Raw genomic sequence first — 15,233 nt, 5'->3', positions numbered from 1 at the left:
ATTTATAAGTTATTTATCTTTCCAATTTTTCCGAATAAATCCAGCACGTCCAGAGCCTTCTTTATATAGGTTATAATGTATGCTATGTTTCTTATAATAGTCTTGATGATAGTCTTCTGCTGGATAAAAAGTTTGGGCTGGCTCGATTTTGGTCACGATTGGTTGTGTAAAACGGTCACTTGCTTGTAATGCAGCTTTCGATTTTTCTGCGATTTCTTTTTGAGTCTCATTTGCATAAAAAATGACTGGGCGATAGGAATCGCCCCGATCAGCAAATTGTCCTAAAGCATCTGTTGGGTCTGTTTGCTGCCAATAGGTTTCCACCAGTTTTTCATATGGGATCATCGTGGGATCATATGTTATTTCAACAGCCTCTGTATGACCCGTCAAACCAGTCGTGACTTGTTCATAAGTTGGATTTTCAACGTGTCCTCCTGTATAGCCAGCGACAACTGATATAATACCCGGTTGCGTATCAAAAGGTTTTATCATGCACCAGAAACAGCCTCCGGCAAAAATTGCTTTCTCATAATTATGTTCCATTATTACGTCACCTCTTTTTTTCTTTATCATAAGCCGAATAAAAAAATAATGATATAGATTTGCTTGTAAAAAAATTTCATTGACATGGGATGGTTCCCACATGATAAATTGAATAAAAAGAAGGAGATGTCAATACTATGAAAATCATCATTGAAGAAAACTACGAAAAAATGAGCCGTGTCGCTGCTAATATTCTACTAGGAAAAATGTATCAACATAAACGAGTTAATCTGGCAATTACAGCTGGCTCAACACCCGTCAAAATGTATGAATATTTGGTTACTGACACAAAAAATAAGGCCTATTTTGATAATGTTCATTATTATAACTTCGATGAAATCCCATTCAAAAAGAAAAAAGGATGGGGTGTGACAATGACAAATCTCAATAACCTCTTCTTTAAACCAGCAAAAATTCCTGAAAGTCAGATTCATCCATTAGATGAAACGAACTACCAATCACAGGACAAAAGAATTGAACAAGACGGTGGATTAGACTTGATTCTGTTAGGTATCGGAGCAGATGGCCATTACTGTGGAAATCTACCAGGAACAACCAAGTTTGAAGACTTAACTTCTTATGTTGGAGAAGATGCTACTGAGAACATGAAAGATATCCTACTAAACGAAGTAGGCGGAGATGAAAATGAACGTCCAGAATTTTACGTAACCATGGGTCCAAAAAGCGTGATGCAAGCCAAAGAAATTGTGCTATTTGCTACCGGAAAGAAAAAAGCGAATATCATCAAACGTGCTTTCTTTGGTCCAATTACAAACGAAGTTCCAGCTTCTTTATTACAAACACATCCGAACTTAACACTTGTTTTAGATCAAGAAGCTGCTTCAGAGCTAAACTAAGTAAAAAAGGCTTGAAATCAATTGATTTCAAGCCTTTTTCTATTTAACTATTTATTCAACTCATTCAAAGCATCTTCAGCAGCCATTTGTGCTTCAATATCGGAGATACTGTAGACATTTTCGCTCGCTACGCCAACTTCTTTTGGTTCCATGTTACGGTAACGAGCCATACCAGTACCAGCTGGGATGATCTTACCGATGATAACATTTTCTTTCAAACCAAGTAATGGGTCTTTTTTGCCACGAATCGCAGCATCTGTTAACACACGAGTCGTTTCTTGGAATGACGCAGCAGACAAGAAACTGTTTGTTTCTAATGATGCTTTTGTAATTCCTAGTAAGACTGGACGGCTTGTTGCAGGAACGCCGCCGGCTACTAATGTGTCATAGTTACGATCTTTAAATTCAGCGATATCTAGTAATGTACCTGGTAAGATTTCGGTGTCACCTGGATCCATGACACGAACTTTACGAAGCATTTGACGCACCATTACCTCGATATGTTTATCGCCGATTTCTACCCCTTGCATACGGTAAACGCGTTGTACTTCACGTAACAGGTAGTTTTCAACTGATAAAACATCGCGAACTTGTAATAGTTGCTTAGGATCGATCGAACCTTCTGTCAATGGTTCACCACGACGGATCGTATCGCCTTCCGCAACTTTCATACGAGCTGTATAAGGAACTGTATACGTACGTGTATCAGTTTTCCCTTTGATCGTTACTTCTTTTTGACGTGTTGCAGGATCTTCAGAAATATCGATCACTTCACCGGTTACTTCTGTGATGACTGCTTGCCCTTTAGGATTACGTGCTTCAAAAATTTCTTGGACACGAGGTAGACCTTGCGTAATATCATCTCCGGCAACCCCACCTGTATGGAACGTACGCATTGTTAATTGAGTACCAGGCTCTCCGATTGATTGAGCGGCAATTGTACCAACTGCCTCACCAACTTCAACACCAGAACCCGTTGCTAAGTTACGGCCGTAACAGTGTTTACATACACCATGTTTGGTATTACATGTAAATACGGAACGGATCGTTACAGTTTCAACACCAGCATCAATGATTTCTCTTGCAAGATCTTCTGAAATCAATTGATCTTCACCGATAATCATTTTGCCTGTTTCAGGATGCATAACGGCTTTACGAGTGTAACGTCCAAGTAGACGTTCTTCTAAAGGCTCGATGATTTCATTTCCTTCACGAATAGATTGAATCACTAGACCACGGTCAGTTCCACAATCGTCTTCACGAATGATAACATCTTGTGCAACGTCAACTAAACGACGAGTCAAGTAACCTGAATCGGCTGTCTTCAAGGCGGTATCGGTCATCCCTTTACGGGCTCCATGGGTAGAGATAAACATTTCTAAGACAGAAAGTCCTTCACGGAAGTTAGAGATGATCGGTAGTTCCATGATACGGCCATTAGGTGCGGCCATCAAACCACGCATACCAGCAAGCTGAGTAAAGTTGGAGATGTTACCACGGGCCCCAGAATCCGACATCATGAAGATTGGATTTTTAGCATCCATACTTTCAATCAGTTTTTGTTGGATCTCATCTTTGGCTTTGTTCCAAACAGCAATAACACGTTCATAACGTTCGTCATCTGTGATCAGACCACGACGGAATTGTTTCGTAATATTTTCTACTTGTTTATGCGCATCATCAATGATTTCTTGTTTCTCATGCAATACCATGATATCCGCGATACCAACAGTCATACCAGCATGAGTAGAATGTTTGTACCCTAAGTCTTTCATTCTATCAAGCATCTTAGAAGTTTCAGTGATATGGAATCTCTTGAAGACTTCAGCAATGATATTTCCTAAGTTTTTCTTCTTGAATGGTAAGACTAGTTCTTGTTCTTTAATGTGAGTAGGAATGTCTGTACCCGCTTCTACAAAGTAATTATCTGGCGTTTGCACCGTTAAGTTGTAATCCGTTGGTTCATTCAAGTAAGGGAATTCTATAGGCATGATTTCGTTAAAGATGATCTTACCTACCGTTGTAATTAAAATACGTTCTTTTTGCCAATCCGTAAACGGTTTGTCACCAAGTAATGTTGTTTGAACTCCGATACGTGAGTGTAAATGCACATATCCATTACGCCATGCTAAAACAGCTTCATTCATGTCGCGGAAGATCATACCTTCCCCTTCACGTCCTTCTTCTTCCATTGTTAGGTAGTAGTTACCCAAGACCATATCTTGAGAAGGTGTTACAACTGGTTTACCATCTTTTGGATTCAAAATGTTTTGAGCAGCCAACATCAGCATACGTGCTTCTGCTTGCGCTTCTTCATTTAACGGAACGTGAACGGCCATTTGGTCACCATCGAAATCGGCATTATAGGCTTCACAGACTAATGGGTGAAGACGAATTGCACGACCTTCAACTAATACTGGTTCAAAGGCTTGGATACCAAGTCTATGCAGTGTAGGTGCTCGGTTAAGCAATACTGGATGCTCTTGAATAACTTCTTCTAAGATATCCCAAACTTCATCTTCTCCGCGTTCGATTTTACGTTTTGCGTTTTTGATGTTTGTTGCAATTTCGCGTTGAACTAACTCACGCATTACAAATGGTTTGAATAATTCAATTGCCATTTCTTTTGGCAAACCACATTGAAACATTTTCAAGTTAGGTCCTACGACGATAACTGAACGACCAGAGTAATCGACACGTTTACCCAGTAAGTTTTGACGGAAACGACCTTGTTTCCCTTTCAACATATGAGATAAAGATTTTAATGGGCGGTTACCTGGTCCTGTAACAGGACGGCCACGACGACCATTATCGATCAACGCATCCACCGCTTCTTGCAGCATACGTTTTTCATTTTGAACAATGATGTTTGGTGCGTTTAAATCTAATAAACGTTTCAAACGATTGTTACGGTTGATTACACGACGATATAAGTCATTCAAATCACTTGTCGCAAAACGTCCGCCTTCTAGTTGAACCATTGGGCGTAAATCTGGCGGGATTACAGGTATAACATCCATAACCATCCAGCTTGGTAAGTTTCCAGAAGCACGGAATGCTTCTAAAATATCCAAACGACGAATCGCACGTGTTCTTTTTTGACCTTGCGCTGATTTTAAATCTTCTTTCAAACCAGCAACTTCGCCATCTAAATCAACGTTATCCAATAATTGTTTAACAGCTTCTGCACCCATTGCAGCAGAAAAACCTTGACCATATTGATCACGTTTATCGCGATATTCGCGCTCTGTTAATAATTGCTTTTTCTCTAAAGATGTATCTCCAGCATCAATTACCACATAAGAGGCAAAGTAAATGATTTCTTCTAAGGCACGAGGACTCATGTCTAATACAAGACCCATACGAGATGGAATACCTTTGAAATACCAGATATGTGAAACAGGTGCTGCTAACTCGATGTGTCCCATGCGTTCACGACGAACTTTAGAACGAGTTACTTCTACACCACAACGGTCACAAACGATACCTTTATAACGAATACGTTTATATTTTCCACAGGCACATTCCCAGTCTTTAGTTGGGCCGAAAATGCGTTCACAGAACAACCCTTCGCGTTCAGGTTTTAACGTACGGTAGTTAATCGTTTCAGGTTTCTTTACTTCGCCGTAAGACCAGCTTCTGATCTTTTCTGGAGAAGCTAAACCTATTTGCATACTTTCGAATTTATTTACATCGATCAAAAGGGATTCCCTCCATTTCTTGATAGGAAAAGTTAGGGTGAAAAGAAAAATACAGTATTTTTTAATACTCATTTTCTTCCACCAACTGTCTCAACTCTCTTTCTACAAAGTGAGTATGAAACAAAACTAACTTGACAATTTTAATAAGACTCTAAACAATTAGTCTTTTGTATCTTCAGCCGTTTCGATTTCTTGTTCAAGAACTGCATCTGCAGCTTCTTTCGCTTCAGCTGCTTCTTTTTCTAATTGTTTCGCTGATTGTTGTTCGGCAAATTTTGTTAGGGCATCAACTGTGATCAAGTCATCATCATCGTCATCCATATCACGTAATTCGATTTCTTGTTCTTCAATGTCCAATACACGCATATCTAATCCAAGTGATTGTAATTCTTTTACCAATACGCGGAATGATTCTGGCACGCCTGGTTTTGGAATTGGTTCACCCTTGACGATTGCTTCGTATGTCTTCACACGACCCACTACGTCATCAGATTTGTACGTTAAGATTTCTTGTAATGTGTAAGCTGCACCATATGCTTCCAGTGCCCATACTTCCATTTCCCCAAAACGTTGTCCACCAAATTGAGCTTTACCTCCAAGTGGTTGTTGGGTAACAAGTGAATATGGTCCAATAGAGCGGGCATGTAATTTATCATCGACCATGTGGGCCAATTTGATCATGTACATCACACCAACAGAGATACGGTTATCAAATGGTTCACCAGTACGTCCGTCATAAAGAACTGTTTTCGCATCACGAGCCATACCCGCTTCACGAACTGTTTCCCATACATCCTCATCGTTGGCACCATCAAATACTGGTGTTGCAATGTGAATACCTAACTGACGAGCAGCCATACCCAAGTGCAATTCTAATACTTGTCCGATGTTCATACGTGATGGTACCCCTAGTGGATTCAGCATGATATCGATTGGTGTGCCATCCGGTAAGAAAGGCATATCTTCTTCTGGCATAATACGGGATACGACCCCTTTATTACCATGACGTCCAGCCATTTTATCGCCTTCGTTGATTTTACGTTTTTGAACGATATAGACACGAACTAACATGTTTACCCCTGGAGATAATTCGTCTCCGGCTTCACGGGTAAAGATCTTCACATCATGAACGATCCCGCCGCCACCGTGAGGCACACGTAGAGATGTATCACGAACTTCACGTGCTTTTTCACCAAAGATTGCATGTAGTAAACGTTCTTCAGCAGATAACTCAGTTACCCCTTTAGGCGTTACTTTCCCTACTAATAGGTCACCATCTTTAACTTCAGCACCGATCCGGATAATTCCCATTTCGTCAAGATCTTTTAATGCATCTTCCCCGACGTTTGGAATTTCACGCGTGATTTCTTCAGGTCCTAACTTTGTATCACGAGCTTCTGATTCATATTCTTCAATATGGATAGAAGTATAGACATCATCTTTCACCAAACGACGGCTCATGATGATCGCATCCTCGTAGTTGTACCCTTCCCAAGTCATAAATCCGACAAGGACGTTTTGTCCTAAAGCCATTTCGCCTTCTTCCATAGAAGGTCCATCAGCTAATGTATCGCCTTTTTCAACTTTTTCGCCTAAAAGAACGATTGGACGTTGATTGTAACTTGTTCCTGAATTTGAACGACGGAATTTTGTTACCATATATTTATCTAATGCGCCATTATCACGGCGAACGCGTACTTCTGATGCGTCCACATATTCAACGACCCCATCATGTTTACATAGTAAAGCGGCACCCGAGTCATGTGCTGATTTGTATTCCATACCAGTTCCCACAAGCGGTGAACGAGGTTGGATCAACGGTACTGCTTGACGTTGCATGTTGGCACCCATCAAAGCACGGTTGGAGTCATCGTTTTCCAAGAAAGGAATACATGCTGTCGCAACAGCAACTACTTGTTTAGGTGAAACGTCCATGTAATCGACTCTATCAATCGTTACTTCAAGGTTTTCACTTTGCAAACGAGCCATTACTAATTCTTCAGCAAATGTCCCATCTTCATTTAAACGTGAGTTTGCTTGCGCTACAATATAGTGATCTTCCGTGTCAGCAGTTAAGTAATCTACTTTATCAGTTACTTTTCCTGTTGCACGATCAACACGACGATAAGGTGTTTCGATAAAACCAAATTTATTGACTTTGGCATAGCTTGACAAGCTGTTGATCAGCCCGATATTTGGTCCCTCAGGCGTTTCGATCGGACACATACGGCCATAATGGGAATAGTGAACGTCTCGAACTTCATAGCCGGCACGGTCACGAGTCAAACCACCAGGTCCTAAGGCAGATAGACGACGTTTGTGTGTCAACTCACCAAGAGGATTTGTTTGATCCATGAATTGTGATAGCTGAGAAGAACCAAAGAATTCTTTGATACTTGCCACGACTGGACGAATATTGATCAATTGTTGTGGTGTTAGTGTTTCAGTGTCTTGAATCGACATTCTTTCACGAACGACACGTTCCATACGAGCTAAACCGATACGGAATTGATTTTGCAGTAATTCACCAACTGAACGAATACGACGGTTCCCTAAGTGATCGATATCATCTACATTACCGATATCTTCTTGCAAGTTAAAGAAATAACTCATTGAAGCCACGATATCTGCTGGACGAACAGTCTTCACACTTGTATCAGGATAACCATTACCGATTACATTAACAATGCGTTCTGGATCTTTTGGAGAAAGAACTTTGATTACTTGAACCGTCATCGGCTCAGTAACCACACCGTCTTCACTTGGGTAATAGGTTACACTGTTTAGGCCGTTATCAATATGTTCACCTAATGTTTCCATTACTTGGTGCGTCAATACCGTTCCTTTTTCGACAATGATCTCACCAGTTTCAGCATCGATCAATGTTTCTCCTAAAGTTAGGTTCAATAGACGAGTTTTTAAATCTAATTTTTTGTTGACTTTATAACGACCAACGTTTGCTAAGTCGTAGCGTTTTGGATCGAAGAAACGAGCATTTAACAAGTTACGAGAACTGTCTGCTGTCTTGGGCTCACCAGGTCGAAGACGCTCATAAATATCTTTCAAGCCTTCTTCAGTACGAGAATCACTCGCATTTTTGTGTAAATCTTTTTCGATCGTATTACGTAAGCTTAATGTTTCACCGAAAATCTCAAAAATTGTATCATCAGAGCCAAAACCTAAGGCACGAACTAAAACAGTTAAAGGAATTTTACGAGTACGGTCGATACGTACGTAAGAGATGTCTTTGGCATCTGTTTCCATTTCTAACCATGCACCACGGTTAGGGATCACTGTTGAACCAAAGCCTTCTTTACCATTTTTATCTACTTTTCCATGGAAATAAACACCTGGTGAACGAACTAACTGAGAAACAATAACACGTTCTGCTCCATTGATGATGAATGTTCCCATTTCAGTCATTAGAGGAAAATCACCGAAGAACACTTCTTGTGATTTGATTTCTCCAGATTCACGGTTGGTCAATCGTAGAGTGACATGTAACGGTGCAGAATAGTTTGCATCATGTGCGCGCGCTTCTTCAACCGTATACTTAGGTTCTTTTAATTCATAATCCACAAATTCCAAAGATAAATTACCTTGGAAATCATCGATCGGTAAAATGTCCTCAAACATTTCTCTTAACCCTTCATCTAAAAACCATTGATAAGAGTCTGTTTGAATTTCGATCAAGTTGGGTAATTCCAACACTTCACTGATCCGGGCGAAACTTCTACGTTCGCGGTGTTTTCCGTATTTTACTACGTGTCCAGCCAAGCTCTTCACTCCTCTAATTAAAAGTCTATCAAAACACTAACCGAAATATTTCATAAATATTACAAATATTAAATATTCGTAATATTGAGCATTTTTTGCAGTTTTTAGGCAAAAAAAAACCAAAAATAGAATGTGCTCTTGAAAATTTCTCGTGCGTTTCTATTTTTGTTTCCCTATTAAAAACCGGAACGGACAATATTTCGCTCCTGCTTTGTCATTTTTCAGATAGTTTTTGCATCTATAAATTGTACTTCTTTCTATAGTAAAAGTCAAGGATTTTCGGAAGTTTTAAACAGTTAAATCTCCTAAAAAAAAGACACTCAATAAAAATCGAGTGCCTCATTTTTGATTATTCAACTAATCTTACTTACTGAACTGTTACATCGCCAGTTACTTCAGCGCCTTCTTTATCTAAAGTAGCAGAAGTTTTGTACTCTTCTTTTTCAAATGTCACTTTACCATCTACTTTTGTTCCATTTAAAACAAAACCATTTGCCTTAACTAAGATATCTCCTTTAACTGTTCCATTCACGATATTGAAGTTTTCTGTTTCAACAGTCATTTTAGGTACAGTCAGTGTATATTCATCCGTCACTTTATGATCTGAGTCTTGTGCGTATAATGCTAGTTTTCTATAAATATCGCCTGATGTTTCGCCTTTATCATGAAATTCTCCAGAAACAGTCACATCTTTATCAAAAGTAATATCTGCTGTTGCAGCAACGATCCAATTTCCATCTTTGCCTAACGCTTTTTCAATTACTTCTGGTTTGTCACTGATCGAAGCACCACTTACAGTATCTACACTTGAACTCATTGATGTTTCTTCCATTTTGCTGTCAGATGAACTATCTTTAGAATCTTTATTATCACTACTACATGCCCCTAAAACTAATACTGTTGCTGCTAATGTTCCGAATGCAATCAATTTTTTTGAAATCATATAACTCCTCCTAATTATTTACTATTTATTTACACAACTAAATTTTAGCATGAACACGTAAAAATTCACAAAGATATCCACTTTCGTGTGACTTCTTCCTATTAATCTAAGCTATTCACAAACTTTTACCATTTATATCGTCTTTTTCTAGTCTATTATACGAATGTTCAGAAAATTTCAAATAATCAGTTGACAGCAGACTTACTTTTCCTTTATACTAAACACAGTTCAATTTGCGGGGGGACTTTTTATGACACACTCTATCAACGCACAACTGAATATAGCTTACTTTAGCTACTTTAGATAGTTTTGTATTCATGAAATCGTGGGTACAAACAGCAAAAACCTGTTTTTGTATCTATGATGGCTAGAGCGCTTTGTACTGAACAAGCAGCCACGTAGACAATCCTAAGTGGCGAAAGAAGAAGTGTTTACCTACGACTTTTATCAATCCATTTAGGCATATTGTCTGAATGGATTTTTTGTTTTATCAACTACAATTGGAGGAATCAGGATGAAAAAGAAATTAGTCGGACTAAGTATCGTATCAGCAGTAGCATTATTGGCTCTCGGAGCATGTGGAGATGGCAAAAAAACAGACAGCGGAACAAATAGTGATACTAAAAAAGTGGGCGTTTTGCAACCCGTTGAGCACGGCTCACTTGATGCTGCTTTCGAAGGATTCAAAGAAGGTCTAGCTGAAAATGGTTTTAAAGAAGGCGAAGACTTAACCATTGAATACAGCAATGCCCAGAATGATCAAGCACAGTTAAAAAGTATGAGTGAAAAATTAGTCAAAGGAAAACCAGACTTACTACTAGGAATCGCAACGCCTGCCGCCCAATCATTATTGAACGAAACAACAGATATCCCGATTTTAGTCACAGCAGTTACTGACTTAGTTAGTGCAAAATTAGTCAAATCAGATGAGAAACCTGGGGGAAACGTGACTGGAACCACAGATATCGTCCCAATCGACAAACAAATAGCTTTGTTATTAAGTATCGTACCTGATGCCAAAACAGTAGGTATTATGTACAATGCTGGTGAAGCAAATTCTAAAATTCAAGCTGATATGGCTGAAAAGGCCTTGAAAGACGCTGGCATCAAAGCGAAAATTTTAACAGCTAATTCAACAAATGACGTACAACAAGTAACGACAAGCTTAGCAAAAGATGTTGATGCAATTTATATTCCAACAGACAATACTTTCGCTTCAGCAGCAGCTGTCATCGGTGAAGTAGCCAAAGAACACAAAATTCCAGTCATTGCAGGTTCGATAGAACAAGTAGAAGAAGGCGGATTGGCAACTGTGGGAATCGATTATAAATCACTAGGCAAGCAAACAGGTGTTATGGCAGCGAAAATTCTAAAGGGTGAAGCAAAACCTGCTGACATGCCTGTTGAAAAAGCAAAAGACTTAAAGCTTTTCGTAAATAAAGATATGGCAAAAGCTTTAGATATCGATCCAGATACCATTAAAGCACCTTAATACCTGAATAAACAGTGAGAAAAAAGCAATTGACTTTTCTAAGCTAAACGCTTTTTTCTCATGCTCTACATAAATTTTATTGAAAGAAGCTGATTTTATTGATAGACATATTACTTTCGTCAACATCCCAAGGACTGCTTTGGTCCTTACTTGCCATTGGAGTATTTCTGACTTACCGTATTTTAGACATTGCTGATTTGACTACAGAAGGAAGTTTCCCTTTAGGTGGTGCTGTAGCCGCAGTTATTTTAACAAAAGATCCCGCTACTTGGCCTGCGCCGATCCAGTCTTTATTTGATATTCATTCTATGATAGCGCCGATTGTCGCATTACTTTTTGCTTTTATTGCTGGTATGTTAGCTGGTCTTGTTTCTGGACTATTGCACACAAAATTAAAAATTCCCGCATTATTAGCAGGAATTATCACAATGACCGGACTTTACAGTATCAATTCACGAATCATGGGCGCTCCAAATATTTCTTTGATTGGGACCGATTCTATTTTCTCTCATGCGCAGTCGTTAGGTTTCACTAAAGTCAACAGTACGATCTTTGTTGGTTCGCTCATCGTACTTTTAGTCATCGTTTTACTTGTTTTATTTTTTAAAACAGAAATTGGCTTAGCAACTAGAGCGACTGGTGACAACATCGACATGAGTGAAGCGAATGGAATTAAAACAGACAATATGAAAATCATCGGCTATATGCTTTCTAACGGATGTATCGCATTAGCAGGTGCTTTACTCGTTCAAAATAATAACTTTGCTGATTTAAATTCTGGTATTGGAACAATCGTTATCGGGCTTGCTTCAATCATTATTGCTGAAGTTCTCTTTAAAAATAAATCCTTGGGTTTGCGTTTGATCACGATTGTAATCGGTGCTATTTTGTATCGTTTCATCCTGGCTTGCGTTTTAGAACTTCGTGTTGATCCAGCAGATTTGAAATTATTCTCAGCAATCATTCTAGTTATCTGTTTATCTTCACCACTGATTCAAAAAAAATTAGGTTTTTCTAAACTAGGAAAACGTAAAGGAGGCACAAATTGATGCAGCCAGTATTAACAATAAAAAACTTACATCAATATTTTGAACGCGGAACAGTCAATGAAAACCATGTCCTAAAAGGAATCGATTTAACTATCAATAAAGGCGAATTTATTACGATCATCGGCGGAAACGGTGCTGGTAAATCTACTTTACTAAACAGTATCGCTGGAACATTACCAATTGAAGAAGGTCAGGTAGCTTTGAATGGCAAAGACATCACAAAACAACGTGTAGTGGCTCGTTCAAAACAAATCAGTCGTGTTTTCCAAGATCCTAAAATGGGGACCGCTGTTCGTTTAACTGTAGAAGAAAATATGGCACTTGCTATGAAACGTGGAAAAAAACGTGGCTTGGGAAATGGTGTTCGTAAAAATGACCGCCATTTCTTCAAAGAACAACTAGCTAGCTTGAATTTAGGCTTAGAAAATCGTCTAGGAGCTGAAATTGGCTTGTTATCTGGTGGACAGCGTCAAGCGATTACCTTACTTATGGCTACCTTAATTCGTCCGGAATTGATTTTGTTAGATGAACACACCGCAGCGCTTGATCCTAAAACGTCAATCACCGTTATGGCCTTAACTGAAAAATTGATTCAAGAGCAAAATCTAACTGCCTTTATGGTGACACATGACATGGAAGATGCAATCCGCTACGGTAATCGCCTGATTATGCTTCACCAGGGAAACGTCGTGGTAGATGTGCCTGCCGAACAGAAAAAAGATTTAACTGTTAATGAATTGATGGACATGTTCCAAAAAAATAGTGGCACTGAATTAAAAGATGATCAATTGTTATTGGTTTAAACAAAAAAGGAGCTTGGGACATAAGTCCTAAGCTCTTTATAAAATTTTAAATAATAGTTATTTATAAATAACTGTATAACGACTAACTAAAGGAAAATTACTGATTACTTTTGAAGTAGTTTTTTGATAACGTGCATGGATACTCACATTTGCATATTTAACATTGTATTTCGTATGTCTAGGTGGATTAAGTTTTTTTCCATTTTCTGTGTAAACAGATTTTATGTCATAACCAATTTCAACTCGACGAGTCCTGTTGTCTGTTGCTGCATGAGCAATATTATCACCCGACAAATTACCAAATATGCTCAAACCTAACCCAAATACTAATCCTAACGCCATTAAACCAATAAGTACTTTTTTTCTCATAATTATAAACTCCTTTTTTTCATTCAGTATTAAATATGATTATACTGTAATCAAAATATAGCAAATAATAAATATTAAGTCAATATGAAAATTTGATTAGATTGAAGTTAATCCGTACAAATTTTCTCGTTAGATAAAATTTTGTACGGATTGTAATTTTTTTTATATTCCAATGAGCTATCTAAGTCCTCAAATTCTTTTTTTTACTTATAATTTTTTTCCATTCTGAAATTGTTAAAATATTTATATTCATAAACTTTACCTCATATTCTTAATAGTGAGCAGAAACACTTGACCGTTGAAGAATATAAAGACAACCAAAAAGCCATTAAAGAAATGGATCAAGTTCTTCAATCTAAAAAAATGAATTGAGTGTTGCCGATCAGCAAGTCATTAGTCAGCAACAAGCCTTTACAAACGAATTAGCGGAAATTTGGGCAACAGATTGGCTCGTTACACGAGCAGAATCGTCTTATTTTGAACTGACGTATGGAGTGTGTGATCCTGCCACGGCCGAACCGATAGAGATTATCGAATGACCCCAGACTATATTCGACCGCTAAATTAAATAAAGAGGTGTGGATTGTGTCAAAAGAGCAGTGGGAAGCAAAACACATTTCAGCAAACGCTGTGAGTGACATGTTAAAAATCAAAGAAATGTTCTTACGTGCAGAAAATAGCAATTGATGTTTCAGAAATCCTTCCTGAACGTAGAATTGGCGTCTGCCATACAACTGTCTACCGATGGGTTCAAGAATATAGTCAAATTGCTTACTACCTTTGGGAAAACGAAATCGCACGGCAAGCGATTCTTGGCGAATGGATGAAACCTACATTAAAGTAAAGGGGAAATGGCATTATTTATATCGCGCAATTGATTCTTCTGGGTTGACACTAGATATTAGGTTACGTAAGAAACGCGACAGTCAAGCAGCTTACGCTTTTTTCAAACGGCTAGTTAAACAATTTGGTGAAACCAGGGCTCTTGTCACGGATAAGGCACCCTCGCTCTCTTGCGCGTTTAAACAGCTCAAATCAGAAGGTAATTCCACTTCTACTTACTCATCGAACCAGTAAATACATGAATATTATCATTGAACAGGACCATCGACCTATCAAGAAAAGACACAAATTATACCGGTCCATAAGGACCTCATCAGCTACAATTAAAGGGATAGAAACAGTCCATGCCTTATACAAAAAAATCGAAGAAATCTCTTCGACTTTTCAGTATGCGATGAACTCAAACAATTAATGGGAATAGCAGTTTAAAATAGCCCGTTAAGAAGCGTGGACTTTTCTTATTTACAACTTTGCAACAGAACCAATAAACGAATTGAACAGCTAGAAGCTCAATTACAAATTGGATCTGAAACGTCTGAAGAGAAAAAGGCTTCAGCTGAAGAAGAACAAACGGATCCTGATTCAATTCAGGATAAAAAATGGTGGCATTCTCTGAAAAAATAAAAAAACCACTCGTTGAAGTGGTTTTTTCGAAGGTTTTATCGACTGAATCACTAATAACAAAACCATTGTTCTTGAAAATCTAATTTTTTGCATTCATTTAAGTTAAATAAATAGAACAAATTATGATATGCTGATACATGTAGTGATACACTACAAAAAGGCGCGCAAATCCCTTATAGAAATCTCTTAGCAAACTTTCCAAAGTCTATACTAAAAGCTAAGGGATTTTTAT

The 15,233-nt window shown here is 38.3% G+C and carries 10 protein-coding genes and 1 pseudogene; 6 read left to right on the top strand and 5 right to left on the bottom strand.

The genetic code is table 11. The annotated features are described in order from the left end of the window. Nucleotides 1-9 precede the first annotated feature (9 nt). Nucleotides 10-543 carry a peptide-methionine (S)-S-oxide reductase MsrA gene (msrA, locus tag IGI43_RS11140; RefSeq protein ID WP_438757862.1) on the bottom strand — a complete coding sequence of 178 codons (534 nt, stop codon included), beginning with the start codon at nucleotides 541-543 and terminating at the stop codon, nucleotides 10-12. 137 nt (nucleotides 544-680) lie between these two features. Here msrA and IGI43_RS11135 point away from each other — a divergent pair, with 137 nt between their 5' ends. Beyond that, a complete protein-coding gene (locus tag IGI43_RS11135; RefSeq protein ID WP_438757861.1) occupies nucleotides 681-1,400 on the top strand; it encodes a glucosamine-6-phosphate deaminase in 720 nt (239 codons plus the stop codon). 47 nt (nucleotides 1,401-1,447) lie between these two features. Here IGI43_RS11135 and rpoC read toward each other — a convergent pair whose 3' ends face one another. The 3 genes from rpoC to IGI43_RS11120 all read right to left on the bottom strand — a co-directional run bounded on the left by rpoC (nucleotide 1,448) and on the right by IGI43_RS11120 (nucleotide 9,821). Further along, the gene (rpoC, locus tag IGI43_RS11130; RefSeq protein WP_438757860.1) at nucleotides 1,448-5,101 is read right to left on the bottom strand and encodes a DNA-directed RNA polymerase subunit beta'; all 3,654 of its coding nucleotides are present in this window, start codon (nucleotides 5,099-5,101) and stop codon (nucleotides 1,448-1,450) included. A 159-nt stretch (nucleotides 5,102-5,260) separates the two neighbouring features. Then, nucleotides 5,261-8,878: a DNA-directed RNA polymerase subunit beta gene (rpoB, locus tag IGI43_RS11125; protein ID WP_438757859.1), complete on the bottom strand. Its 3,618-nt coding sequence runs from the start codon at nucleotides 8,876-8,878 to the stop codon at nucleotides 5,261-5,263. A gap of 367 nt (nucleotides 8,879-9,245) precedes the next feature. Further along, on the bottom strand, nucleotides 9,246-9,821 hold the full coding sequence (locus IGI43_RS11120; protein WP_438757858.1) for a polymer-forming cytoskeletal protein: 576 nt from the start codon (nucleotides 9,819-9,821) through the stop codon (nucleotides 9,246-9,248). A gap of 514 nt (nucleotides 9,822-10,335) precedes the next feature. Here IGI43_RS11120 and IGI43_RS11115 point away from each other — a divergent pair. From IGI43_RS11115 to IGI43_RS11105, 3 genes are all read left to right on the top strand, one after another. Beyond that, a complete protein-coding gene (locus IGI43_RS11115) occupies nucleotides 10,336-11,313 on the top strand; it encodes an ABC transporter substrate-binding protein (RefSeq protein ID WP_438757857.1) in 978 nt (325 codons plus the stop codon). A gap of 98 nt (nucleotides 11,314-11,411) precedes the next feature. After that, nucleotides 11,412-12,362 carry an ABC transporter permease gene (locus IGI43_RS11110; protein WP_438757856.1) on the top strand — a complete coding sequence of 317 codons (951 nt, stop codon included), beginning with the start codon at nucleotides 11,412-11,414 and terminating at the stop codon, nucleotides 12,360-12,362. After that, nucleotides 12,362-13,165 carry an ABC transporter ATP-binding protein gene (locus IGI43_RS11105; RefSeq protein ID WP_438757855.1) on the top strand — a complete coding sequence of 268 codons (804 nt, stop codon included), beginning with the start codon at nucleotides 12,362-12,364 and terminating at the stop codon, nucleotides 13,163-13,165. Before IGI43_RS11110 ends, IGI43_RS11105 begins: the two co-directional genes overlap by 1 nt. Nucleotides 13,166-13,222: 57 nt before the next feature. Here IGI43_RS11105 and IGI43_RS11100 read toward each other — a convergent pair whose 3' ends face one another. Continuing rightward, nucleotides 13,223-13,534 carry a hypothetical protein gene (locus tag IGI43_RS11100; protein ID WP_438757854.1) on the bottom strand — a complete coding sequence of 104 codons (312 nt, stop codon included), beginning with the start codon at nucleotides 13,532-13,534 and terminating at the stop codon, nucleotides 13,223-13,225. A gap of 368 nt (nucleotides 13,535-13,902) precedes the next feature. On the opposite strand from IGI43_RS11100, the gene IGI43_RS11095 reads away from it, so the two are divergent. Together IGI43_RS11095 and IGI43_RS11090 are read left to right on the top strand one after the other, a co-directional pair. Beyond that, the gene (locus IGI43_RS11095) at nucleotides 13,903-14,073 is read left to right on the top strand and encodes a hypothetical protein (protein WP_438757853.1); all 171 of its coding nucleotides are present in this window, start codon (nucleotides 13,903-13,905) and stop codon (nucleotides 14,071-14,073) included. A gap of 146 nt (nucleotides 14,074-14,219) precedes the next feature. Then, nucleotides 14,220-14,806 (top strand): annotated as a pseudogene (locus IGI43_RS11090) (IS6 family transposase); the annotation flags it as partial. Nucleotides 14,807-15,233 lie beyond the last annotated feature (427 nt).

The sequence above is a fragment of the Enterococcus sp. AZ126 genome (assembly GCF_051714545.1).
Classification (GTDB): Bacteria; Bacillota; Bacilli; order Lactobacillales; family Enterococcaceae; genus Enterococcus_L.
The sequence above is the reverse complement of the archived record's forward strand: the minus strand, read 5'-3'. Positions and strand labels throughout refer to the sequence as shown.

Excerpts from the sequence above, each read along its gene's own strand:
- IGI43_RS11120 (WP_438757858.1), bottom strand. The coding sequence starts at position 9,821 with ATGATTTCAAAAAAATTGATTGCATTCGGAACATTAGCAGCAACAGTA.
- msrA (WP_438757862.1), bottom strand. The coding sequence starts at position 543 with ATGGAACATAATTATGAGAAAGCAATTTTTGCCGGAGGCTGTTTCTGG.
- IGI43_RS11115 (WP_438757857.1), top strand. The coding sequence starts at position 10,336 with ATGAAAAAGAAATTAGTCGGACTAAGTATCGTATCAGCAGTAGCATTA.
- IGI43_RS11100 (WP_438757854.1), bottom strand. The coding sequence starts at position 13,534 with ATGAGAAAAAAAGTACTTATTGGTTTAATGGCGTTAGGATTAGTATTT.
- IGI43_RS11105 (WP_438757855.1), top strand. The coding sequence starts at position 12,362 with ATGCAGCCAGTATTAACAATAAAAAACTTACATCAATATTTTGAACGC.
- IGI43_RS11135 (WP_438757861.1), top strand. The coding sequence starts at position 681 with ATGAAAATCATCATTGAAGAAAACTACGAAAAAATGAGCCGTGTCGCT.